This is a genomic window from Kitasatospora sp. NPDC088861 (genome assembly GCF_044750105.1).
GTDB lineage: Bacteria > Actinomycetota > Actinomycetes > Streptomycetales > Streptomycetaceae > Kitasatospora.
In genome coordinates this window covers 1-23473 of record NZ_JBIVJF010000009.1, presented here as the reverse complement: position 1 = coordinate 23473, position 23473 = coordinate 1, and the positions used below count along the sequence as shown (strand labels likewise).

At 73.7% G+C, this 23473-nt stretch carries 18 protein-coding genes; 13 read left to right on the top strand and 5 right to left on the bottom strand.

The features are described 5' to 3' along the window. Positions 1-44: 44 nt before the first annotated feature. The 12 genes from ACIP37_RS17705 to ACIP37_RS17650 all read left to right on the top strand — a co-directional run bounded on the left by ACIP37_RS17705 (position 45) and on the right by ACIP37_RS17650 (position 15388). Positions 45-1370 carry a DUF6271 family protein gene (locus ACIP37_RS17705; protein ID WP_363585209.1) on the top strand — a complete coding sequence of 442 codons (1326 nt, stop codon included), beginning with the start codon at positions 45-47 and terminating at the stop codon, positions 1368-1370. Further along, a complete protein-coding gene (locus ACIP37_RS17700; protein WP_363629493.1) occupies positions 1367-1870 on the top strand; it encodes a GNAT family N-acetyltransferase in 504 nt (167 codons plus the stop codon). Before ACIP37_RS17705 ends, ACIP37_RS17700 begins: the two co-directional genes overlap by 4 nt. 109 nt (positions 1871-1979) lie before the next feature. Further along, positions 1980-2993 carry an alcohol dehydrogenase AdhP gene (adhP, locus tag ACIP37_RS17695; RefSeq protein ID WP_363629495.1) on the top strand — a complete coding sequence of 338 codons (1014 nt, stop codon included), beginning with the start codon at positions 1980-1982 and terminating at the stop codon, positions 2991-2993. A 301-nt stretch (positions 2994-3294) separates the two neighbouring features. After that, complete coding sequence (locus tag ACIP37_RS17690) at positions 3295-4284, top strand: hypothetical protein (RefSeq protein WP_400807654.1); 990 nt, start codon at positions 3295-3297, stop codon at positions 4282-4284. A gap of 209 nt (positions 4285-4493) precedes the next feature. Then, a complete protein-coding gene (locus tag ACIP37_RS17685; RefSeq protein WP_400807652.1) occupies positions 4494-6521 on the top strand; it encodes an AMP-binding protein in 2028 nt (675 codons plus the stop codon). Further along, on the top strand, positions 6518-8929 hold the full coding sequence (locus ACIP37_RS17680) for an FAD-dependent monooxygenase (RefSeq protein WP_400807650.1): 2412 nt from the start codon (positions 6518-6520) through the stop codon (positions 8927-8929). Before ACIP37_RS17685 ends, ACIP37_RS17680 begins: the two co-directional genes overlap by 4 nt. A gap of 17 nt (positions 8930-8946) precedes the next feature. After that, positions 8947-9918, top strand: coding sequence for a carbon-nitrogen hydrolase family protein (locus tag ACIP37_RS17675; RefSeq protein ID WP_363585217.1), 972 nt, complete (start codon positions 8947-8949; stop codon positions 9916-9918). Further along, positions 9915-11096, top strand: coding sequence for a cupin domain-containing protein (locus ACIP37_RS17670; RefSeq protein WP_400807645.1), 1182 nt, complete (start codon positions 9915-9917; stop codon positions 11094-11096). Before ACIP37_RS17675 ends, ACIP37_RS17670 begins: the two co-directional genes overlap by 4 nt. Before the next feature lie 52 nt (positions 11097-11148). Beyond that, positions 11149-12051, top strand: coding sequence for a fumarylacetoacetate hydrolase family protein (locus tag ACIP37_RS17665; RefSeq protein ID WP_363585221.1), 903 nt, complete (start codon positions 11149-11151; stop codon positions 12049-12051). Positions 12052-12099: 48 nt separating this feature from the next. After that, a complete protein-coding gene (locus ACIP37_RS17660; RefSeq protein WP_363629503.1) occupies positions 12100-12858 on the top strand; it encodes an Asp/Glu racemase in 759 nt (252 codons plus the stop codon). Positions 12859-12911: 53 nt separating this feature from the next. Next, positions 12912-13766: a PaaX family transcriptional regulator C-terminal domain-containing protein gene (locus tag ACIP37_RS17655; protein WP_350879095.1), complete on the top strand. Its 855-nt coding sequence runs from the start codon at positions 12912-12914 to the stop codon at positions 13764-13766. Further along, positions 13763-15388, top strand: a complete 1626-nt coding sequence (locus ACIP37_RS17650; RefSeq protein WP_400807640.1) for an amidohydrolase — start codon at positions 13763-13765, stop codon at positions 15386-15388. The genes ACIP37_RS17655 and ACIP37_RS17650 overlap by 4 nt, the downstream gene beginning before the upstream one ends. Here ACIP37_RS17650 and ACIP37_RS17645 read toward each other — a convergent pair. From ACIP37_RS17645 to ACIP37_RS17625, 5 genes are all read right to left on the bottom strand, one after another. After that, entirely contained in the window at positions 15385-15972 is a 588-nt protein-coding gene (locus tag ACIP37_RS17645) for a hypothetical protein (protein ID WP_400807637.1), read from the bottom strand. The two genes, ACIP37_RS17650 and ACIP37_RS17645, sit on opposite strands and share 4 nt — an antisense overlap. An 81-nt stretch (positions 15973-16053) precedes the next feature. Beyond that, positions 16054-18447: an ATP-binding cassette domain-containing protein gene (locus tag ACIP37_RS17640; RefSeq protein WP_400807635.1), complete on the bottom strand. Its 2394-nt coding sequence runs from the start codon at positions 18445-18447 to the stop codon at positions 16054-16056. 261 nt (positions 18448-18708) lie between these two features. Next, complete coding sequence (locus tag ACIP37_RS17635; protein ID WP_400807863.1) at positions 18709-19623, bottom strand: carbohydrate ABC transporter permease; 915 nt, start codon at positions 19621-19623, stop codon at positions 18709-18711. 5 nt (positions 19624-19628) lie between these two features. Then, positions 19629-20609 (bottom strand): carbohydrate ABC transporter permease, encoded by a 981-nt coding sequence (locus tag ACIP37_RS17630; protein WP_400807633.1) that lies wholly within the window; start codon positions 20607-20609, stop codon positions 19629-19631. Between the two features lie 125 nt (positions 20610-20734). Continuing rightward, positions 20735-22045 (bottom strand): extracellular solute-binding protein, encoded by a 1311-nt coding sequence (locus ACIP37_RS17625; RefSeq protein ID WP_400807631.1) that lies wholly within the window; start codon positions 22043-22045, stop codon positions 20735-20737. A gap of 426 nt (positions 22046-22471) precedes the next feature. Between ACIP37_RS17625 and ACIP37_RS17620 the strand changes: the two genes are divergently transcribed. After that, positions 22472-23365 (top strand): IclR family transcriptional regulator, encoded by an 894-nt coding sequence (locus tag ACIP37_RS17620; protein WP_079136066.1) that lies wholly within the window; start codon positions 22472-22474, stop codon positions 23363-23365. Positions 23366-23473 lie beyond the last annotated feature (108 nt).

Genomic DNA, 23473 nt, shown 5'->3' with positions numbered 1-23473 from the left:
CATCACCGCCACGATTCTGACGAACCGACGGAGATTCCACCGTTATGCAACGAGTCTGCCTCGCCCTGCCCACCATGCGATCCTGCCCCGACACCATCGTGGAACTCGCCGAGGAGGCGGCCTACGCCGTCGCGAACTTCGACGTCGAGGTGCACCTCCTCATCCTCGACACCACCGACGCCGCCCAGTTCGCGGAGAACGCGGGCGCCGTGGCCGCCCTGGAGCCCACCCCCGGCGTGGTCGTCCACCACCTCGGCAACGCGCAGCAGCGGGAGTTCCTGCGCCGGGTGGCCGAGCGCTCCGGCGCCGCCGACCCGGAACTGCTGCTCGACATGATGCTCCCGCCGGCCGTCGCGTACGGCTCCTGCGTCAACCGGCTCTTCCTGGGCGCGGCCGCCCTGGGCTGCACCTCGGCGCACCTGCGCAACGACGACGCCGACTTCCAGGTCGTCGACGGTCGGAAGATCTTCCCGATCCACCACGAGCTGCTCTCGATCGGCCGACCGGCCGGCGAGGCGGCGGCCGGTGTGACCCGCTCCGAGCTCGACCCGGCCGACGCGGACAAGCCGGTGATGCTGGTCAGCGGCTCCTTCATCGGCGAACTCAACGTGGACATCAGCGAGATCCACGAGTTGGACCCGGACATCTACCGCGACGTGGTGCGCCTGTGGACCCCGCCGGTGTGGCCGGAGGAGGACCGGGACGCGATGGTGGACGTCTCGTTCAAGGGCGCCGGCTCCGAGCCGTTCACCACCGACGAATCCGTCCTCGGCGTGCCCGACATCTGGGACGTCTACATGTGCAACATCGCGCTGGACCACCGGGCCTACGAGGTGCTGCCGCTGCTGCCCTCGGTCAAGACCATCGGCAGCGACTACGCCCTGCTGCACGCCATGGTCCACTCCCGGCTGCCCGGCGTCGTCCACAACCGCCACATCGTCAACTACTACACGCCCGAACGCCGCATCGGCGCCGGCTTCATCTCCTACCAGATGCGGTTCGTCAAGTTCCTGCTGTCGATGCTGTACCTGTACCCGGTCTACGGCGGGATGATCGACCTCGGCCGCGGGCTGCTGGACGAGCGGCACGGGCTGAAGGTCGAGCCGATCCTCGACCTGGTGCGGGGCAGCGTCGACTGGGACCGGGCCGGGAACGAGTACTGCCTGGACGTCCTGGACCGCTCCTACCGCAAGCTTGGCGGCAAGTACGCCGAGCTCGCGGACGCGGTGGCCGAGCAGCGCCAGCAGCTCCTGGACGAGGCGCAGGAGGACGCCGAGCGCTGGGCGGTGCTGATGGGAGCGTGGGCGTCGCTGGTGGCCGCCTCCCGCGCGGAGGGGCTCGGCACCGCCTCGGAGGTTGCGGCCGGGTGAGCGAGGACCTCCGGATCCGGCTCCTGGCCGAGGGCGACTGGGATGCCGTGGTCGCCCTGGAGCACGACGCCTACGCGGCCGACGGCCTGTCGGAGGGCCGGGAGGCGCTGCAGTCCCGCGCCCTCGCCTCGCCGCGGACCTGCTTCGTGCTGGAGCAGGACGGCACCGTCCGCGGCTACCTGCTGAGCCTGCCGTACCCGCCGCTGCGCTGCCCGGACCTCGACCGGCCGGAGGAGGCGGTGTTCGCGTCGGACAACCTGCACGTGCACGACCTGGTGATCGCCGAGGACCTGCGCGGCCGGGACGTCGCACTGGGGTTCATCCGGCACTTCCGGGAGCAGGCGTCCGAGCAGGGCTTCGAGCGGATCTCCATGGTCGCGGTCCGCGGCACCGACATCCTGCTGCGGCTGCTCGGCTACCGCGCCCACCGCGAGGTGACGGTGCCGTCCTGCTACGGCAAGCGCGCCGTCTACATGTCGATGCCGGTGGCAGCCGGCTGACCTTCACTCGTCCGGAGTAGTCCGGGCTGCGGCACTCACCCCGTCGAGTGATGCTGCTGACGGCTGCGCCCAGCCGCCAGCAGCATCACCACCGACCGAGGGAGAGCGCATGAAGGCCGCCGTCGTCCACGACTTCACCGCGCCGCTGGTCATCGAGGACCGCCCCGTCCCCGAGCCCGCGCCGCACCAGGTCCGGGTCAGGATCGAGGCGTCCGGCCTCTGCCACACCGACATCCACGCCGCCCACGGCGACTGGCCGGTCAAGCCGAGCCCGCCGTTCGTGCCCGGCCACGAGGGCGTGGGGATCGTCGAGGCGGCCGGCGGGGAGGTGCGCGACGTACGGGTCGGCGAACGGGTCGCCATCCCCTGGCTGGCCGACGCCTGCGGGCGCTGCGACCAGTGCGTCTCCGGCTGGGAGACGCTCTGCCTCCAGCAGCACAACAGCGGCTACTCGGTGGACGGCGCCTACGCCGAGTACGCGCTGGCGCACGGCGACTACGTGGTGCCCGTCCCCGACGGCCTCGACCCGCTCGACGCCGCGCCGCTGTCCTGCGCGGGCGTCACCACCTACAAGGCGCTCAAGGTCTCCGGCGCCCGCCCGGGCACCCGGGTCCTGGTCTCCGGCATCGGCGGGCTCGGCCACCTCGCGCTCCAGTACGCGCGGATCTTCGGCGCCGAGACCATCGCGGTCGACGTCACCGACGACAAGCTCGCCCTGGCCCGCGAACTCGGCGCCGACCACGTCCTCGACGCCCGCACCCAGGACGTCGCGGCGGAGGTCCAGCGGCTCGGCGGCGCCCACGCGGCCATCGCCCTCGCCGTCAGCAACGCCTCTTTCCAGGCCGCTTACGGTGCGCTGCGGCGCGGCGGCACGCTCGTGCTGGTGGCACTCCCGGCCGGCGGGAAGCTCGAACTGCCGGTGTTCGAGACCGTGTTGAACGGCACCAGGGTGATCGGCTCGATCGTCGGCACTCGCCAGGACCTCGCCGAGGTCTTCCGGCTGCACGCCCTCGGCCGCACCCGCGTCATCCTTGAGCCCCGCCGCCTGGAGGAGGTGAACGCCTGCTTCGACGAGGTGCTGGGCGGCAAGGTCTCCGCCCGGCTGGTCTTCGACCTGCGCTGAGCGACCTGCGTCGAGCAACCTGCGCTGAGCCCGGCCCCGGCCGAACGGGTGCGCCCACCGGTCAGCCTCGCCCGCCGGTTCGCCGCGCCCGGCATCCGTCCGTCCCCCGTCGGGACGCGGCTCGCGGCCGATCCGCCCCCTTGACCGGCCCGTTCGGGCACCAGAGGCCCCGCGGGTCACGCCCGCCCCACCCCCGTCCGGGCCCGGTTGCAGTTCCGTCTCCGTTCCGTCCGGTGGGGGGCGCGGCGCCGCCCGGTCCGGGATCGTGGGGGCAACGACTCGTTGGGCGGGGGGAGTTGCCGTGGGGGACGGCCAGGAGTTGGTGCCCGTGGTGGTGGGCGTGCTGGTGCGGGCGGCTGAGGGGGTGGCGGCCGGCCCGGGGCGGGCGGTCGCGGATCTGGTGCGGGTGCGGCTGCGGGCGACGCCGGAGGGCGCCCGGGCCGTGGACGCGGTCGAGGCGAACCCGGGGGACGCCCGGGCGCGGGCCGGGCTGACCGCCGCCGTCGGCGAACTGCTCACCGTGGACCCGGCGTTCGCGCGGTACCTGGCCACCACCGAGCTCGGCCGGCCCGCCGACCCGCCGACCGTCCACCTCCGGGTCGATCCGGCCGTCGCCGGGGCCCAGGCCCGGGCCGCCCGGATCGGCGCCGCCCCCGTCCTCGTCACGCTGGCGCTGATCGTGGTCGCCGCCCTGGTCGCCGTCGGGATCAACCTGGGCTCGCGCCCGCTGCTGCGGCCGGGCGGGCCCGACCTGGCCCACGCCGGGCGGACGCTGCGCGACCCGGCCCAGGTTCAGGGTGTGCTACCCGACCTGCGGGCCATGCCGGGCGGCTGGCAGGTGGAGAGCGGCCCACAGTCGGGAGCGGGCCCGGGCGAGGACGCGCCCTGCCTGCTCCCGGACACCTGTGACCAGCAACTCGCCTACGCCACCGTGACGTTCCGCGCCGTGACCACGCACAGCGCACAGTTCACCGTGGTCACCTTCGCCTCCGCCGACGCCGCCGGCCGGGCCTTCGACGCGATGCTCGCCCACGTCGGCGGCGCCGACGCGGCCGCCGCCGTCCCCCTCCCCTCGATCGGCGACCAGCGCGCCGCCCGGACGCACGGTGCGGAAGGGGCGGAGGCCCTGGTGCGGGTCGGCACCACGCTGCTGTACGTCCGCGATTCGGGCCCGGGCTCCGACGCCGCCACTCCGGTGCTGGTCCTGTTCGCCCGCCTGCTGGCCGAGCGCGCCCAGCAGGCCGAGGACGGCCGCGAGCCCGACGCCGCCGCCCAGGGGGCCACCGCCTGACCCGGCCGCCCGCAGCCCCTGCTTGAACGCGCCGCACCCCGACCGAGCCGGTCGCCGGGTGCGGCTGCCGTTGCGCCGGGACAAGGGTGGGGCCACCGGTGAGGCCGCGAGGGGCCCGCTCCCCCGAATGCGTGTATCGCTCTCTTGACTGGCGTCACCAACACGCCATACTGGCCTCACTCCCCGCTCGCACGATGAGGTGCCCGCCCATGGAGCTATCCCCCTCCGCGCACGTGGACACGTTCTGCCGCGACCATCTCCCACCCTTCGACCAGTGGCCAGAACTCCGCTTCGACATACCGGAGTTGTTCTATCCGGACCGGCTGAACTGCGCCCAGGCGCTGCTCGACGGAACGATCGCCCGGTACGGCCCCGACCGCCGCTGCCTGCTCACCCCGACCGGCCAGTGGACCTACGGCGAACTGCGCGACCACGCCGACCGGGTGGCCCGGCTGCTGACCGAGGACCTCGGCCTGGCCACCGGCAACCGGGTGCTGCTCCGCGGCCCCAACACCCCCTGGCTGGTGGCCTGCTGGCTCGGCGTCCTGAAGGCCGGCGGCGTCGCCGTCAGCACCATGCCGCTGCTGCGGGCCGCCGAACTGACCGGACTGCACCGGATCGCCCGGCCCACCATCGCCCTGTGCGACCACCGCTACCTGGACGACCTCGCCCGGGCCGAGACACCCGGCCTGCGGGTGCTCGCCTTCGGCGGGCCCGGCCCCCAGGACCTGACCGCCCGCTGCGCCGCCAAGAGCGGCGGCTTCACCGCCGTGCCCACCGCCGCCGACGACGTCGCGCTGATCGCCTTCACCTCCGGAACCACCGGACGGCCCAAGGCCACCCTGCACTTCCACCGCGACGTGCTCGCCAACGCCGACACCTTCTCCCGCCACCTCCTGCGCCCCACCCCCGACGACCTGTTCGCCGGCACCCCGCCGCTCGCCTTCACCTTCGGACTCGGCGGCCTGGTGGTCTTCCCGCTGCGCGCCGGCGCCGCCAGCCTCCTGCTGGAGCAGGCCACCCCCGAGCAACTCGCCGAGCAGGTCCACCGGCACCGGGTCGGCGTGCTGTTCACCGCGCCGACCGCCTACCGGGCGATCCTGGCCGCCGGGCTCGCCGACCGCCTGTCCGGCGTACGGCGTTGCGTCTCGGCCGGCGAGCACCTGCCCGCCGCCCTCTGGGAGGCCTTCCACGCGGCCACCGGGCAGCGGCTGATCGACGGCATCGGCGCCACCGAGCTGCTGCACGTGTTCATCTCCGCCGCCGACGGCGACATCCGCCCCGGCGCGACCGGCCGCCCCGTCCCCGGCTACCGGGCCGCCGTCCTGGACGAACAGGGCCGGCCGGTGCCGGACGGCGTGCCCGGTCTGCTCGCCGTCAAGGGCCCGACCGGCTGCCGCTACCTGGACGACGAGCGCCAGCGCGACTACGTCCGCAACGGCTGGAACCTCACCGGCGACACCTACGTCCGCGACCGGGACGGCTACTTCTGGTACCAGGCGCGCAACGACGACATGATCGTCTCGGCCGGCTACAACATCGCCGGCCCCGAGGTCGAGCAGGCCCTCGCCGCCCACCCCCACGTCGCCGACTGCGCGGTGGTCGGGGCGCCGGACGAACGGCGCGGCACCGTGGTGAAGGCCTACGTGGTGCTGCGCGAGGGCGCGCCCGCCGGGCCGGAGCAGGTACGGAGCCTCCAGGAGCACGTCAAACGGACCATCGCCCCGTACAAGTACCCGCGCGCGGTCGAGTTCGTCACCCGGCTGCCGCGCACCGCCACCGGCAAGCTGCACCGCGCCGAGCTGCGCCGGCGGGCCGCGACCGCCCCGGCCAGCGTGGCGATCGAGCGCCGGGTCGAGTGGTCCGACACCGACGCGGCCGGGCACTACCACTTCTCGGCCGTCCAGCGCTGGGCCGAGGCCGCGGAGGCGGCGCTGCTGCGCCGGCTGGGCCTGGCCGAGCTGTTCGGGCGGATCCCGCGGGTGCACTTCGAGGCCGACTACCGCGAGCGGCTCTGGTTCGGCGACCTGGTCCGCACCGAGCTGCGGGTGGTCCGGGTCGGCGGCTCCTCGCTGCACTACGCCTTCGAGGTGCACGGCCCGCACGGCCTGGCCGCGTCCGGGCGGATGTCGGTGGTGCACGCCGCGCCGAACGCCAAGGGCGCCGAACCCTGGCCCGCGCCGGTGCGCCGCGCGCTGGCCGAGGCCGGACCGCAACAGCCGGAGGTGGTGCGGTGACCACCGCGGCCCGCACCACCACCACCGCCGCACGCACCGGCGCGGCCCACCCCACCACCGCCCGCCGCATCGCGGTGATCGGCGCCGGTCCGGGCGGGCTCTACTTCGCCGCGCTCGCCAAACGGCTGGCACCGCACCGGGAGATCACCGTCTTCGAACGCGCCGGCCGGGAGGACGAGTTCGGCTTCGGCGTGGTGTTCTCCGACGAGACGCTGGACGGCATCGCCCAGGCTGACCCGGAGGTCTTCGCCGCGATCGGCGCCGAGTTCGCCCGCTGGAGCGACATCGACGTGCGCTACGCGGGCGAGGTCCGCACCTGCGGCGGGCACGGCTTCGCGGCACTCGACCGCAACCGGCTGCGCGCGATCCTGCAACAGCGCTGCGGGCAGCTCGCGGTGGACGTGCGCTACCGCACCCCCGCTCCTCCGGTCGACCGGCTCGCCGCCGAGTACGACCTGGTGGTCGCCGCCGACGGCATCCACTCGGGCACCCGCGCGGCCTACGCCGACACCTTCCGGCCCGACCTGGACGAGCGGCACTGCCGCTACATCTGGCTCGCCACCGACAAGGTCTTCGAGGCCTTCACCTTCATCGTCGAGCGGTTCGACTTCGGCACCCTCCAGGTGCACGCCTACCCGTACAGCGCGACCCGTTCCACCTTCATCGTGGAGATCGCCGAAGACGCCTGGCGCCGCGCCGGGTTCGCCGCCCTCGCCGCCCGGGAGCCGGCCCGCGGCGCGAGCGACGAGGCGAGCGTGCGGCGCTGCGCGGACCTGCTCGCCGGGCACCTGGACGGCCACCGGCTGATCCCGAACGCCTCCCGCTGGATCCGCTTCACCACCGTGCGCAACGCCCGCTGGCGCCACCGCAACGTGGTGCTGCTCGGCGACGCGGCGCACTCCGCGCACTTCTCGATCGGCTCGGGCACCAAGCTCGCCCTGGAGGACGCCCTCGCGCTCGCCGCGAGCCTGCACGAACAGCCGGCGCTGGAGCAGGCGTTGGTCGCCTACGAGGCGGAGCGGCGCCCGGTGGTGGAGTCCACCCAGCGGGCCGCGCAGGCGAGCCTGGAGTGGTTCGAGACGGTGGAGCGGCGCACCGGGCAGGGCGCCGACCGGTTCGCGTTCAACCTGCTCACCCGCAGCCGCCGGGTCACCTACGGCAACCTGCGGGCCCGCGACCCCGACTTCGTCGACGCGGTGGACGCCGCCGCCGGCGGCCCGCCCGGTGTGCCGCCGATGTTCCGGCCGCTGAAGCTCGGCGCCCTGGAGCTGCGCAACCGCGTCGTGGTGCCCCCGCTCGCCACCTTCACCTCCACCGACACCCTGCCCAGCGGCTTCGACCGGGCCCAGCTGACCGCGCACGCGCTCGGCGGCGCCGGGCTGGTCCTCGCCGGGATGGCCGCCGTCAGCCCCGGGGGCCGGGCCACCGACCGCTGCCCGGGGCTGTGGAACGACCGCCAGGAGGCGGCCTGGCGCGAACTCGTCGACGCCGTCCGCGCGGTGAGCGACACCCCGGTCGGCCTCCAGCTGACGCACGCCGGCCGCCGGGGCGCCACCGCCGCACCCGGCCCGGACGGGATCGGGCGCCCACTCGCCGACGGCTGGCCGCTGCTCGCCGCCTCCCCGCTCCCCTGGGGCCCGGACAGCCCTCCCCCGCACCCGGCCACCGCCGCCCAACTGGCCACCGTGATCGCGGACTTCGCCGAGGCGGCGGAACGCGCGGCACGGGTCGGCTTCGACGCGCTGGAGCTGCAGTTCGGCCACGGCCACCTGCTCTCCGGCTTCCTCTCACCGCTGACCAACCACCGCACCGACCGCTACGGCGGCCGGCTCGCGCACCGGCTGCGGCTGCCGCTGGAGGTGCTGGCGGCCGTCCGCGCGGTCTGGCCTGCCGGGCGGCCGCTACTGGTGCGGATCTCGGCCTGCGACTGGGCGCCCGGCGGCACCACCGGACCGGAGGCCGTCACGATCGGCCGCGCGCTGGCCGACGGCGGGGCGGACGCGGTGGACGTGTCCACCGGCGAGGTGGTCGCCCACCAGCGGCCGCCGTACGGACGCGGGTACCAGACCCCGTTCGCCGAGCTGATCCGCGCCGCCACCGGCCTGCCGACCATCGCGGTCGGCGCGATCTCCGGGCACGACGACGCCAACTCCGTGCTCCTGGCCGGGCGGGCCGACCTGGTCGCGATCGGGCGGGCCCAGCTGTACGACCCGCTCTGGACGCTGCACGCCGCCGCCGAGCAGGGCTACACCGGGCCGGGCGCGCACTGGCCCGGCCCCTGGTCGGCGGGCAGCCGCAGACCACCGGGCCCGAACGCCGACCGGGTCGCACCGCGCCTGCACCTGCTCGCCGAGCCCGCCGCGCCGGTGCACCGCCGCTGGCCGCCGCCCACCCCCGAACCGCGCTGAGCAGCCGAGGAGGCCCCATGCCCGACCTGCCCCGCTTCACCGCCGCGGCCGTCCAGGCCGCCCCCGTCTACCTGGACCCGGCCGCCACCGTCGACAAGGCCGTCGCCCTGATCCACGAGGCGGCCGGCCACGGCGCCGCCCTGGTGGTCTTCCCCGAGGTCTTCGTCCCCGGCTACCCGTACTGGAACTGGACGATGAACCCGGTGCAGGGCTCGCCCTGGTACGAGCGCCTCTACCGCGCCGCCGTCGACGTCCCCGGCCCGTACGTCGACACGCTGCGCGCCGCCGCCCGGCAGGCCGGCGTGGTGCTGGTGATCGGCGTCAACGAACGCGGCCAACACAGCCTCGGGGTGCTCCACAACACCTTGCTGATCATCGGCGCGGACGGAGAACTCCTCGCCGTGCACCGCAAGTTGGTGCCGACCTGGGCCGAGAAGCTGACCTGGACGCCCGGCGACGGCAGCTCCCTGCGGGTGCACCGCACGGCCGTCGGCCCGCTCGGCGCGCTCGCCTGCGGCGAGAACACCAACACCCTGGCCCGCTTCACCCTGCTGGCCCAGGGCGAACTCGTCCACGCCGCCAGCTACATCGCCCTGCCGGTGGCCCCCGAGGACTACGACATGGCGGAGGCGATCGCGCTGCGCGCCGCCGCGCACTGCTTCGAGGGCAAGCTGTTCACCGTGGTCTCCTGCTCCACCATCTCGCCCGAGATGGTGGACCTGATCGCCGGCGACGACCACCAGGTGCGCAAGCAACTCGCCCGCCCGCGCAGCGCGTTGTCCGGCATCTTCGGCCCCGACGGACGCCCGGTGGGCGAGCCGCTGGTGGACGAGGAGGGCATCGTCTACGCCGAGATCGACCTCGGCCGGTGCATCCAACCCAAGCAGATGCACGACATCGTCGGCCACTACAACCGCTTCGACGTCTTCCGGCTGCACGTGGACAACCGCCCACTGCGGCCACTGGTGTTCCCGGAGGAGCAGGCATGACCAGCCACGACGGCACGACCGACCGCCACGGCACCACCGACCCCCACGGCACCGCCGACCAGGGCCGCACGGCCGACCACGACGACGACCAGCTCGGCCGAGCCAGGGTCACCGACAGCCCCGAACTCACCGCCTACTACGAGGAACTGGCCGAGCACGAGGCCGGCGCCCTGTGGACGGTGGCGAACGAGATCGAGCCCTGGTACCCGCAGCCCAAGTCGGTGCCGGTGCTCTGGCGCTACGCCGACCTGCGCCCGCTGGTCCGCAAGGCGCTGCCGCTGGTCAAGGCCGACGACGCCGGCCGCCGGGTGGTGATGCTGGTCAACCCCGGGCGCCGCGAACTGAGCGCCGCCGTCGGCCTGCTGTACACCGGCCTCCAGATCATGGGCCCCGGCGAGGCGATGACCGCGCACCGCCACCAGGCCGCCGCCCTGCGCTTCGTCCACGAGGGCACCGGCGCCTGGACGGTCGTGGACGGCCAGAAGCTCAGGGTCGGCCCGCGCGACTTCGCCATCACGCCCAACAACTCCTGGCACGAGCACGGAAACGAGTCCGACGACGCCCCGGTGATCTGGCAGGACGGCCTGGACATCCCGCTGGTCAACATGCTCGACGCGAACTTCTACGAGGTCCACCCGGAGCTGTACCAGCGGCCCGGCCCGGTGGTGAACTCCTCGCTGCTGAGCTACGGCGGCAACCTGCTCCCGTACGGCGTCGAGACCTGGAGCAGGCCCTACTCCCCCCTGCTCGGCTGGCCCTGGGAGCCGAGCTACCACGCGCTGTGCCGACTCGCCCGCGCCACCGGGGGATCGCCGTACGACGGCGTCATCATGGAGTACACCAACCCGGTCACCGGCGGCCCGGTGATGCCGACCATGGCCGCCCACCTGCAACTGCTGCGCCCCGGCCAGGCCACCCGCGCCCACCGCCACACCGGCTCGGTGGTCTACACGGCGGCCAAGGGGCGCGGCGTCTCGGTGATCGCCGGGCGGCGCTTCGAGTGGCAGCAGGGCGACGTCTTCGTCGTCCCGTCCTGGGCCTGGCACGAGCACGCGAACCTCGACCCCGGCGAGGACGCCTGCCTGTTCTCCTTCAACGACTTCCCGGTGATGCACTCGCTCGGCCTCTACCGCGAGGAGGCCCACCCGGCGCACGACGGGCACCAGGGCCCGGCCTGACCCACCGGACACGCGCCCCACCACCGCCCGGCAACCCCGAGGAGCCCCGACCATGCACCTATTGACCTACTGCGCGGACGGCGACGAGACCCCGCGCCTCGGCGCCCGGCTCGGCGACCAGGTCGCCGACCTGACCGCCCTCGCCACCGCCGCCGGCGCCCGGCTGCCCGACGGCCTGCTCGACCTGGTCCGGGCCGGCGAGGCCGCGCTGGCCACCGCCCGCACGCTGCTGTCCCACGCCGGGCCCGGCCACCCCGCCGTCCGCCCGCTCGCCGAGGTCTCGCTGCGCGCGCCCCTGCGGCCCGGCAAGATCGTCGGTGTCGGCCTCAACTACGTGGAGCACGTCGCCGAATCGCACCGCACCCTGGACACCGAGCGCGAACTGCCCGACCGGCCGGTGCTGTTCAGCAAGCCCGCGACCGCCGTCACCGGCCCGGGCCAGCCCATCCGGCACAACGCCGACCTGACCAAGCAGCTCGACTGGGAGTGCGAGCTCGCCGTGGTGATCGGCGAGCCGGCCTTCCGGGTGGCCGAGCGGGACGCCTGGCGGCACGTCTTCGGCTACAGCATCGTCAACGACGTCAGCGCCCGCGACCAGCGCCGTTCCGGGCAGTGGTTCTTCTCCAAAGGGCAGGACAGCTACGCGCCGTTCGGCCCGGTCGTGGTCACGGCCGACGAGATCCCCGACCCGCAGGACCTCGACCTCTCACTCAGGGTCAACGGCGAGCTGCGACAGGACTCCAACACCCGCCACATGCTGTTCGGCATCGCCCGCCTGATCGCCGATATCTCCTCCGGCGTCACCCTCGAACCGGGCGACGTGATCGCCACCGGCTCCCCGTCCGGCGTCGGCGCCGGCCTGGTGCCGCCGCAGTTCCTCCAGCCCGGCGACCTGGTCGAGGCCACCATCGAGCGGATCGGCACCCTCGCCAACCCGGTGGTCGACGCCCGCTGAGCGGAGCACCCCACCCCGGCCAGCTCCCGAGAGGAGCCCCAGCACCCCATGACCACCTACCGGATCGGCCAGATCGTCCCCAGCTCCAACGTCACCATGGAGACCGAGGTCCCCGCCCTGCTGCGGGCCCGCGAGGCGGTCGCGCCCGAGCGGTTCACCTTCCACTCCAGCCGGATGCGGATGACCAGGGTCACCCCCGAGCAACTGCGCGCCATGGACGCCGAGTCCGACCGCTGCGCGGCCGAACTCTCCGACGCCCGGGTCGACGTGCTCGGCTACGCCTGCCTGGTCGCCGTGATGGCCACCGGCCCCGGCTACCACCGCGAGGCCGAACAGCGCCTGCACCGGCGCACCGCCGAGAACGGCGCCCCCGCCCCCGTGGTCACCAGCGCGGGCGCCCTGGTGACCGGCCTGCACACGCTCGGCGCCAAGAAGGTCGCCCTCGTCACCCCGTACCTGCGGCCGCTGGCCCGGACCGTGGTCGGCTACCTGGCCCACGAGGGCATCGAAGTGCTCGACTACGCGGCCCTGGAGATCCCCGACAACCTCGACGTGGCCGCCCACGACCCGGCGCGGCTGCCCGCCATCGCCCGGCGTCTCGCCCACGCCGAGGCCGACGCGGTGGTGCTCTCGGCCTGCGTGCAGCTGCCCTCGCTGTCCGCCGTCGAGGAAGCCGAACAGCAGCTCGGCAAGCCGGTCGTCTCGGCGGCGATCTGCACCGCCCACCAACTGCTGCGCGCCCTCGGCCTGCCGGCCGTCGCCCCCGGCGCCGGGCACCTGCTCTCCGGCGCCTACGCCCAGGCCTGACGCCGGGCTCCCACCGCTATGATCACCACGAGCTGCCGGGGAGGAGGCGCACCATGTCGGAGAGCACGACCCGGCCCAGCTCGCTCATCCACACCGTGTACGGCGAGTTCGTGCGCCGCCTCGGCGGCTGGATCTCGATCGCCGACCTGATCGCGCTGATGGCCGAACTCGACGTCGACGGCCCGGCGGTGCGCTCGGCCATCTCCCGGCTGAAGAAGGCCGGCACCCTGTTCCAGGAGCGCCGCGACGGCACCGGCTACCGGCTCGCCCCGGCGATGGGCCCGGTCTTCGAGGAGGGCGACCGCCGGATCTTCCACAGCCTGGAGCCCGCCGAACTCGCCGACGGCTGGGTGGTCGCGGTCTTCTCGGTGCCCGAGTCCGAGCGCGCCCACCGCCACCAGCTGCGCTCCCGGCTGAGCTGGCTCGGCTTCGGCAACGCCGCCCCCGGCGTCTGGCTGGCGCCCGCCCGGCTGCTGCCGGACGCCCGGCGGCTGCTGGAGCGCCTCGGGCTGAGCGCCTACGTGCACCTGTTCCTGTCCGCCGAGTACGCGGGCTTCGCCGAACTGCGCACCGCGGTGGCCGGCTGGTGGGACTTCCCGGCGATCGAGGCGCAGTACGCGGCCTTCGACGACGCCTGGCGCCCGGTCGCCGCCGAACTGCGCGGCCGGCCGCGGGTCGACCCGGTCGAGGCGTTCCGCGACTACGTCCCGATGCTCACCCAGTGGCGCCGGCTGCCCTACCTGGACCCGGGCCTGCCCGAACCGCTGCTGCCCGCCGACTGGAACGCCGTCGCCGCGCGGGCCGTCTTCACCGAGCTGCACGCGCTGCTCGCCGAGCCCAGCCTGCGGCACGTCGAGAAGGTCACCGGCCTGCCGGCCGGCGCCCCACCCCACCAGGAGCCGCGATGACCGACCCCGCCCCCGCCGACCTCCTCGTCCGCGCCTCCGCCGTCCACACCCTCGTCCCCGGCCGGCCGCCGCAGCGGGCGATCGCCGTCACCGGGGCACGGATCACCGCCCTGTCCCCCGACCCGCACGGCCTGGACGACCTGGTCGGACCGGCCACCGAGGTCCTGGACGCCCCCGCCGCGACGGTGCTGCCCGCCTTCGACGACACCCACACCCACCTGATCCTGGCCGGCCACAGCGTCCACGGCGTCCCCGTCCACCGGGCGCGCGACCTCGCCGCGTTCCTCGGCCTGATCCGCGAACGCGCCGCCCAGACCCCGCCCGGCCAGTGGATCCACACCACCGTCAACTGGCAGGAGGTGCTGCTCGCCGAGCAGCGGCTGCCCACCACCGCGGAACTGGACGAGGCCACCGCCGACCACCCCGTCCTGGTCCGCCGCGGCGCCTACAACATGGTGCTCAACTCGGCCGCGCTGCGCCTCGCCGGCATCACCGCCGACACCCCCGACCCGCCCGGCGGCCTGCTCGAACGCGACGACCGGGGGCGACTCACCGGGCGGCTGGTCAACAAGGCGGTCGAACTGGTCGAGCGGATGCTGCCGCGCCCCGCGCTCGCCGAACGGGTGGCCGGCCTGCGCGCCGCCTCCGCCGGCTATGCCGCCACCGGCATCGGCACCGTCCGCGACTGCCTCGTCCCGGTCGAGGACCTCGACGTGCTGCTCGCGGCCCGGGCCGCCGGCGCGCTCGCCGTCCGGGTCCGGGCGCTGGTCTCCGGCTTCGCCGCCCGCACCCCCGAGCAGGTCGACGAGCTGCTGGACCGGATGGACGCCTGGCGCGCCGCCGGCGAGGACGACGACCTGCTGCGGCTGTGGGGGGTGAAGTTCGGCATCGACGGCGGCTTCGAGGCCGGCGCGCTGGAGGAGCCGTACCAGGACCGGCCCTGCTACCACGGCCGGCTGCTCTGGGAGCCGAAGGAACTGGTCGCGGCCGTCGACCGGGTGGTCGGGCGCGGCTGGCGGGTCGGCGTGCACGCCTGGGGCGACCGCGGCCTGCGCACCCTGCTGGACGTCTTCGAGGAGGTGCTCGGCCGGCGCCCCGGCCTGCCGCCCGGCACGCTGGTGGTCGAGCACGGCGGACTGGCCCGGGCCGACCAGCGGGCCCGGGCGATCTCGCTCGGCGTCCCCGTCACCGTGCAGCACCCGCTGCTGCACGACGGCGCGCTCGCCCAGCAGCGGGCCTGGGGCGAGGAGCGGACCGCCGGGATCTTCCCGCTGCGCGAATGGCTCGACGAGGGCGCGCTGCTGGCCGCCGGCTCGGACTTCCCGGTCGGCCCGTACGGCGCGATGGTGTCGGTGTGGGGCATGACGACCCGCCGGACCACCGCCGGGGTGGTGGGGCCCGAGCACGCCGTCGACCGGGCCGAGGCGGTCGCGCTGCACACCGTCCACGCGGCCCGGCTGATGGGCGAGAGCGCCGAACGCGGCAGCCTGCGGCCGGGGGCGCTGGCCGATCTGACGGTGTGGCCGGTCGATCCGCTGAGCTGTCCGGTGGACGTGCTGCGCGAGCTGCGGCCCGAGCGCACGGTCGTCGGCGGGCGGACCGTCCACCCGGCCCAGGCCTAAGGACCGTCCGGCCGGACCTCCTGGAGCAGCCCCCAGGTGAAGTCGGCGGTGCACGGGCGCGCCCGCCCGTCGGCGTCCGGGGCGGTGAAGTCGAGCTGGAAGCGGGTCGGCGCGCTGCCCTCGCGCGGCCGGGCGGGCGGGAACGCGGCGCCCAGGTCGGCGACCACGCAGCTCCACGGCGCGAGGTCGGCGAGGGTGCGCAGCCCGGGCGCCGGGGCGCCCGGTCCGCGCACCAGCCACTCGTTCAGCAGCGGCCGCCCGGCCTGCGCCGGACCGAGCAGGCTCTCGAAGCGCAGCTCGGGCCAGAGCGGCAGCGCCCACTGCCGCGCGGTGCAGGCGAGGTCCCCGATCCGGCGCGGCACCACCGCCTGCGGCGGGCCGAGGACGGCGGCGCAGCGGTCGGCGCCGCGTGGGAACCGGGGCGAGCGGACCATCGCCTGCCAGCGCTTGTTCGCCTCCCGCATGGCGGCCCGGGTCGCGCCGAGCCGCCGCACGGCCTGCTCGACCGGTTCCGGGTTGAAGTCGGCCATCCGGCGCAGCAGCACGAGCTGGAACTCGGTGGCCCCGAAGCCGTGGATCGCCATGGCAGCAGGGTAGTGCCCGGGGCGTGGCACCGCCCTGCCGCCGAAGCGTTCGACCGCCGAAGGGGTCAACCGCCGGGGCCGTCAGCCCCCGACGTAGGCCGCGAGGTGCTCGCCGGTGAGGGTGGAGCGGGCGGCGATCAGGTCGGCGGGCGTGCCCTCGAAGACGATCCGGCCTCCGTCGTGGCCGGCGCCCGGGCCGAGGTCGATGATCCAGTCGGCGTGCGCCATCACCGCCTGGTGGTGCTCGATGACGATGACCGACTTGCCGGAGTCCACCAGCCGGTCGAGCAGCCCGAGCAACTGCTCGACGTCGGCGAGGTGCAGGCCGGTGGTCGGCTCGTCGAGGACGTAGACGCCGCCCTTCTCGGCCATGTGGGTGGCCAGCTTGAGCCGCTGCCGCTCGCCGCCGGACAGCGTGGTGAGCGGCTGGCCGAGGCTGAGGTAGCCGAGCCCGACGTCGGCGAGGTTGGCGAGGATGCGGTGCGCGGCCGGGATGCGGGCCTCGCCGGTGCCGAAGAACTCCTCGGCCTCGGTCACCGGCATCGCGAGCACCTCGCTGATGTCGCGGCCGCCGAGGTGGTACTCCAGCACCGAGGCCTGGTAGCGCTTGCCCTCGCACTCCTCGCAGGTGCTGGCCACGCCGGCCATCATCGCCAGGTCGGTGAAGACCACCCCGGCGCCGTTGCAGTTGGGGCAGGCGCCCTCGGAGTTGGCGCTGAACAGGGCCGGCTTGACGCCGTTGGCCTTCGCGAAGGCCTTGCGGATCGGCTCCAGCAGCCCGGTGTACGTCGCCGGGTTGCTGCGCCGGGAGCCGCGGATGGCGCCCTGGTCGACGGACACCACGCCCGCGCCCGTGGGGATCGAGCCGTGCACCAGCGAGCTCTTCCCGGAGCCGGCGACGCCGGTGATCACGGTCAGCACCCCGAGCGGGATGTCGACGTCGACGTCGCGCAGGTTGTTCGCCGTCGCGCCGCGGATCTCCAGGGTGCCGTTCGGCTCGCGCACCGCCTTGCGGACCGCGGCCCGGTCGTCGAAGTGGCGGCCGGTGACGGTGCCGCTGGACCGCAGCCCCTCGACGGTGCCCTCGAAGCAGACCGAGCCACCCGCCGTCCCGGCGCCGGGTCCGAGGTCGACGACGTGGTCGGCGATCGCGATGGTCTCCGGCTTGTGCTCCACGACCAGCACCGTGTTGCCCTTGTCCCGCAGCCGCAGCAGGTGTTCGTTCATCCGCTGGATGTCGTGCGGGTGCAGGCCGGTGGTGGGCTCGTCGAAGACGTACGTGACGTCGGTGAGCGCCGAGCCGAGGTGCCGGATCATCTTGACCCGCTGCGCCTCGCCGCCGGACAGCGTGCCGGAGGGCCGGTCGAGCGAGAGGTAGCCCAGCCCGATCTCCACGAACGAGTCGAGGGTGTGCCGCAGGGTCCCGAGCAGCGGCGCCACGGCCGGCTCGTCGAGGTCGCGGACCCAGGCGGCCAGGTCGCTGATCTGCATCGCGCAGGCGTCGGCGATGCTGATCCCGCCGATCAGCGACGACCGGGCCGCCTCGCTGAGCCGGGTGCCACCGCAGTCGGGGCAGGCGGTGAAGGTGACCGCCCGGTCGACGAACGCCCGGATGTGCGGCTGCAGCGCGTCCCGGTCCTTGGTGAGCATCGACTTCTGGATCTTCGGGATCAGCCCCTCGTAGGTGAGGTTGACCCCGTTGACCTTGACCTTGGTCGGCTCGCGGTGGAGGAAGTCCTGCATCTCCTTCTTGGTGTACTTGCGGATCGGCTTGTCCGGGTCGAGGAAGCCCGAGTTCGCGTAGATCCCCACCGTCCACCAGCTGTCGGTCTTCCAGCCGGGGATGGTGATCGCGCCCTCGGAGATCGACTTGGTGTCGTCGAAGAGCTGGGTGAGGTCGATGTCGGAGACGCTGCCGCGGCCCTCGCAGCGCGGACACATGCCGCCGGTGATGCTGAAGCTGCGCCGCTCCTTGATGGTCTTCCCGCCGCGTTCGACGGTGACGGCGCCCGCCCCGCTGATCGAGGGGACGTTGAAGGAGAACGCCTTGGGCGAGCCGATGTGCGGCTGCCCGAGCCGGCTGAAGAGGATCCGCAGCATCGCGTTGGCGTCGGTGGCGGTGCCGACCGTGGAGCGGGGGTCCGCGCCCATCCGCTGCTGGTCGACGATGATCGCGGTGGTCAGCCCCTCCAGTACGTCGACCTCGGGCCGCGCCTGGGTCGGCATGAAGCCCTGGACGAAGGCGCTGTAGGTCTCGTTGATCAGCCGCTGCGACTCGGCGGCGATCGTGTCGAACACCAGGGAGCTCTTGCCGGAGCCGGAGACGCCGGTGAACACCGTCAGCCGCCGCTTCGGGAGCTCGACGCTGACGTCCTTGAGGTTGTTCTCGCGCGCGCCGTGCACGCGGATCAGGTCGTGACTGTCGGCACCGGGTGCCGCCGGCGGCTGCGCGGCCGTCCTCGTGGGCTTGCTCATCGTCTTCCCCATCTGTGCGGCGGAGCCGCCGTCGCGGTGGCTGATCACCGGCCACCGCACCGGGGAGGGGAGCCCCGTCCACCGGTGCCGGCCAGGCATGGCGGAAGCCTAACCGCCGTCCCGAGGACGGCCCGGCCGGTGGGCCCGCGGATCGGCGTCCGGTACCGGCCGCACGGCGTGGCACGATCGCAGGGCGGCCGGACGGGGGGAGCCCGCCCGACCGCCCCGGTCGGCCTCAGTCCTTCACCACGCCGGCCGGCGTCAGTCCTTCACCGCGCCCGCCAGCCCGGACACCAGCTTGCGCTGGACCGCGATGAAGAAGATCAGCACCGGCACCGTCATCAGCGTCGACGCCGCCATGATGCCGCCCCAGTCGTTCTCGTCCGGCTTGAAGAAGACCAGCAGCGCGGACGGCAGGGTCTGGTTCTGGGTGGCGCTGATGATGAAGGTCTTCGCGAAGACGAAGTCGTTCCACGCGGCGATGAAGGAGAACACGCTGGTCGCGGCGAGGCCCGGGGCCACCAGCGGCAGCAGGATCCGCCACAGGATGCGGGTGCGGCTGGCGCCGTCGATCTGCGCGGCCTCCTCGATCGACACCGGGACGGCCGCGACGAAGCCGCGCATCATCCAGATGCCGAACGGCAGCGAGAAGGCCAACTGCACCAGGATCAGCGAGGCGAGGGTGTTCAGCCCGATGCCCGGCGCGAACCGGCCGGCGTCACGGAACATGAAGAACAGCGGGATGGTGAGCGCCTCGACCGGGATCATCTGGGCGATCAGGAACATCACCATGATGGTGGTGCGGAACCTGAACCGGAACCTGGTCACGGCCACCGCCGCCAGGAACACCACGACGGCCGAGAGCACCACCACCGACAGCGCGATGACCAGACTGTTCACGAAGTACCGGCCGAAGCCGTCCACGCTGAGCACCTGGCGGAAGCTCTCCAGCGTGGGGTGGGCCGTCCACGGCTTCGGATCCAGCGACCGCACCTCGCCCTTGGGCTTGAACGCGGACAGCACCATCCAGAAGATCGGGAAGGCGGTGACCACGGCCAGCACGATCGCGCCGGTGTTGGCGGCGAGCCGCCAACGGCCGCGGGTGTTGCGGGTGGTGCGGCTCCGGGTGGTACCGGTTCCGCCGGTGCCGGTCCGGGAGTCCCGGACGGGGTTCAGGGCGCTCACAGTTCGTTCCCCGTCCGTCGCAGGGTGCGGATGTAGAGGACCGTCGGGATCACCAGGATCAGCAGCATGATCACGCCGATCGCCGCGCCGAGCCCGTACTGCGAGGAGGCGAACGCCTTCTGGTACGCGTACACGTTGAGCACCAGGTTCTGGCCGGCGATGCCGCCGCCCTCGGTCATCACGTAGATCTGGGTGAAGACCTTGAAGTCCCAGATCACCGACTGGATCACCACGATGGTCAGGATCGGCCGCAGCATCGGCGCGGTGATCCGGCGGAAGGTCGTCCAGGTGTTGGCGCCGTCCAGGGCGGCGGCCTCCATGATCTCCTCCGGGATCGCCCGGATCCCCGCGTAGAGGGTGACCATCACGAAGGGGAAGGAGTGCCACACCACGACGGCGCCGACGATCAGGAACGCCGTCCACTTGTCGTAGAACCAGTTGAACTCGTGGAAGCCGGTGAGCCCGAGCTTCACCAGCGTGTGGTTGACCAGGCCGAGGTTGGTGTCGAACAGGAAGCTCCACACCGTCGAACCGGTCATCGCCGGAGCCGCCCAGGCCGCCATCGCGGCGGTGGTCAGCACCAGCCGGGGCCACCGCCCGACCTTGGTCAGCAGGACGGCGAGGGTCGCGCCGACGGCCAGGGTGGCGACCACGCAGAACGCGGCGAAGCCGACCGTCTGCAGCAGCACCGACCAGAACTGGCCGTCGCTCAGGATCTTCGAATAGTTGCCGAAGCCGACGAAGGAGGTCGGGGCGCCCCCGGAGGCCTGGGCCTGCCCGAAGTCCAGCACGGACAGCAGGCCCAGCTGGTAGATCGGGTAGGCGACCAGCGGGATCAGGATGACCGCGGCCGGCAGGAGCAGCAGCAGCGGGGGCCGGCGGCGCCGGCCGCCCGAGGGTGCGGCCGGCGCCGTGTCCCCACGGCGCCCGCGCGGGGAAGGCGGCGCCGTCGGGGCGGTCGTGGTGGATGCGGACACGTGCGGGACCTGCTCTCTTCCGCGGACCAGGAGGTCGGTGCGGGACCAGGAGGTGGTACGGAACCAGGGGTTGGTACGGGGGTTGGAGGCGGGGCCGGGGGTCGGAGGCGGGTGCGCGGCCGCCGTCAGTGCGCGGCGAAGGCCGAGGTGATCTGGTTCGCGGCGTCGCCCGAAGCCTTCGCCACGTCCGCCTTGCCGGTGACCACCTGCTGCAGCATGGTCGGGATCACCGCCTGGGCGTCGATCTGCGCCCACGCCTGGTCGAGCGGGACGAACCTGGTGCCGGCCGCGATGGTGTCGGTGAACGGCTTCAGGAAGGCGTCCTTGGCGGCGACCTTGCCGCTGACGGACTTGAGCGTCGGCAGGTTGCCCATCGCGTCGTACATCTGCTCCTGGTACGCCGGGCCCGCCAGCAGTTCGGCGAATTCAAGGGCGAGCGTGCGGTGCTTGGCCGCCTTCATCACGCCGAGGTTGTTGCCGCCCGCGAACGCCGGGGCGATCGAGCCGGCCTTCTCCCCGGGCAGCGGCACCACGCCGTACTTGCCCTTCACCGGGCCCCCGTCGACCTTGCTGCGGCTGGAGTTGGGCAGGATCGCCATCGCCGACTTGCCGGCCGCGAACAGGTCGACGGTCTTGCCGCCGGTGAGGTCGGCGCACTGCTGGGCGGGGCAGCCGTCGGCGCCGAAGAGATCGGTGTAGCGCTTGATCCCGGCCTGCGAGGCGGGCGAGTTGATGGCCGCCTTGTACGCGGAACCGTCCTTGGCGGCGATGTCGCCGCCCGCGTCCCAGACGAACGGCAGCGCCCCGAAGGTGTACTTGCCGCCGACGGCGATGCCGAAGGTGTCGGGGTTCGCGGCGTGGATCTTCTGGGTGGCGGTGACAAGTTCGGCGTACGAGGTCGGCGGGGTCAGCCCGGCCTCGGTGAACAGGTCGCTGCGGTAGTAGAGCGCGCGCACGGCGACCCACCAGGGCAGGCCGTACGTCTTGCCGTCCACCACGGCGGTCTTGACGATCGCCGGGTCGAGGTCGCCCTTGTCCTGCCACTTGTCGAGGTCGGCGCCGATCTCGGCGAGGCCACCGGCCGCGACGTAGCCGGGGAGGTCGGTGTTGCCGAACTCGACCAGGTCCGGGGCGCTGCCCGGGTCGTTGAAGGCGCCCTTCATCTTGGCCGCGCGGGCGGAGGCGTCGGTGTCGATGTAGCTGACCTTGACGGTGACGCCCTGGTGGGAGGACTGGAACTCGCTCACCGCCTTGCCGACCACGGCCTCCTTGGCCGCGTTGCCCGCCTCGTTGTACAGCCAGACCTGGAGGGTGCCGGTCCGGTCGTCGGCGGCCTTGTCGCCGGCCGGCGCGGCGGTGCCCGGCGCGCAGGCGGTCGCGGCGAGGCAGCTGGCGGCGAGCACGGCGGCCGCGGCAGTCCGTCTGATGAGTCGCATGGGTGGAGAACCTCCCCTCCCGACAGTTGCCGCCGAGACGTGCGCCGCTGGGGACGGGTACGTCGAAGCAGGCCCTGACCGGGGCCGATGGTGGGTGTGGGTGGAGGACGGCCCGGACGCGTTGGGGGGCGTCCCGGGCAGGCCGGTACGGGGGTACGGCAGGGCGGACCGTTCGGGTGGGGCGGCGTCGCCTGCTCGATGGCAGGGACGTTAAGCGCGGGCGATCGGCGCCAACAAGAGGGGGTTCGGGAAGTTTTGCACTGCACAACGTTGTGTCGAAGAAGCGGCGTTGCGGACGCGAACGGGTACCTTCTGACAACCGCCGCCGTCGAGCGGGGGGAACACCGGCAGCACGCGGCAGCAGCACACGGCTGCAGTACACGGCAGTGGCACTCGACAGCGGAACGAGACAGGGACGGACCACCCATGACGGAGACGGGGCCCGACGCGGAGACCGAGCGGCCCGCGGGCACGGCGGCCGACAGACCCACCGGCGCTGCGGCCGAACGACCCTCGGGCGCAGCCGCCGGGCGCAAACCCGCGACCGAACGCAACCAGTCGTCCTCGCTGCGCCGCGCGCTCGCCGTCCTCGGCCACGTCCGCGACCACAGCGACGGGCGCGGCGTCCCGCTCGCCCAACTCGCCGAAGCGCTCGGCCTCAACAAGAGCACCGTGCTGCGGCTCGCGGGCCCGCTGCTCGACGAGCACCTCCTCGACCGCGACCGCGAGACCGGCTGGTTCCGGCTCGGCCACGGCTCACTGCGCCTCGGCCAGGCCTACCTCTCCACCCTCGACCTGCGCAGCGTCGCCGCCGAACACCTGCGCCGACTCCAGCGCGAGGCCGGCGAGACCGTCCACCTGACCGTCTGGCAGGCCCCCGGAATCGTCTACCTGGACAAGGTCGAGGACGAGACCAACGTCCGCATGGCCTCCCGCGTCGGCAGCCGCGCCCCCGCCTACTGCACCGCCACCGGAAAGGCCATCCTCGCCTGGCTGCCCGACGAGGCCGTCACCGAGGTCGTCGCCGCAGGCCTGCGCCCGGTCACCGCCTGGACCATCTCCGACGAGACCCGGCTGCGCGCCGACCTCGCCCGGATCCGCGCCCGCGGCTACTCCATCGACGACCGCGAGAACGAACCCGAGGTCCGCTGCGTCGCCGCACCGATCTTCGACCACGCCGGCGAGGTCACCGCCGCCCTGTCGGTCTCCGGCCTGACCTCCCGCATGACCGCCGCCCGCGTCCGCGCCCTCGGCCCCGTCGTCGCCCAGGCCGGGCTGCGGATCTCCCGCGAACTCGGTTCCGACCGCCAGCCGTCCTGAGCCCCGGCCCGGCCCTTGGGTTCTAGCGGTCGTCGCAACACCCGAGCTCAAGGTGTGCGATGGACTTCGAGATCCGAGGGGACCGGAAGCCGCAGGGGCCCAGGAAGC

What these genes read in the sequence shown, in the direction of transcription:
- ACIP37_RS17705 (WP_363585209.1), top strand. Translation starts at nt 45, where the DNA reads ATGCAACGAGTCTGCCTCGCCCTGCCCACCATGCGATCCTGCCCCGAC.
- adhP (WP_363629495.1), top strand. Translation starts at nt 1,980, where the DNA reads ATGAAGGCCGCCGTCGTCCACGACTTCACCGCGCCGCTGGTCATCGAG.
- ACIP37_RS17685 (WP_400807652.1), top strand. Translation starts at nt 4,494, where the DNA reads ATGGAGCTATCCCCCTCCGCGCACGTGGACACGTTCTGCCGCGACCAT.
- ACIP37_RS17675 (WP_363585217.1), top strand. Translation starts at nt 8,947, where the DNA reads ATGCCCGACCTGCCCCGCTTCACCGCCGCGGCCGTCCAGGCCGCCCCC.
- ACIP37_RS17670 (WP_400807645.1), top strand. Translation starts at nt 9,915, where the DNA reads ATGACCAGCCACGACGGCACGACCGACCGCCACGGCACCACCGACCCC.
- ACIP37_RS17665 (WP_363585221.1), top strand. Translation starts at nt 11,149, where the DNA reads ATGCACCTATTGACCTACTGCGCGGACGGCGACGAGACCCCGCGCCTC.
- ACIP37_RS17660 (WP_363629503.1), top strand. Translation starts at nt 12,100, where the DNA reads ATGACCACCTACCGGATCGGCCAGATCGTCCCCAGCTCCAACGTCACC.
- ACIP37_RS17655 (WP_350879095.1), top strand. Translation starts at nt 12,912, where the DNA reads ATGTCGGAGAGCACGACCCGGCCCAGCTCGCTCATCCACACCGTGTAC.
- ACIP37_RS17650 (WP_400807640.1), top strand. Translation starts at nt 13,763, where the DNA reads ATGACCGACCCCGCCCCCGCCGACCTCCTCGTCCGCGCCTCCGCCGTC.
- ACIP37_RS17645 (WP_400807637.1), bottom strand. Translation starts at nt 15,972, where the DNA reads ATGGCGATCCACGGCTTCGGGGCCACCGAGTTCCAGCTCGTGCTGCTG.
- ACIP37_RS17640 (WP_400807635.1), bottom strand. Translation starts at nt 18,447, where the DNA reads ATGAGCAAGCCCACGAGGACGGCCGCGCAGCCGCCGGCGGCACCCGGT.
- ACIP37_RS17625 (WP_400807631.1), bottom strand. Translation starts at nt 22,045, where the DNA reads ATGCGACTCATCAGACGGACTGCCGCGGCCGCCGTGCTCGCCGCCAGC.
- ACIP37_RS17620 (WP_079136066.1), top strand. Translation starts at nt 22,472, where the DNA reads ATGACGGAGACGGGGCCCGACGCGGAGACCGAGCGGCCCGCGGGCACG.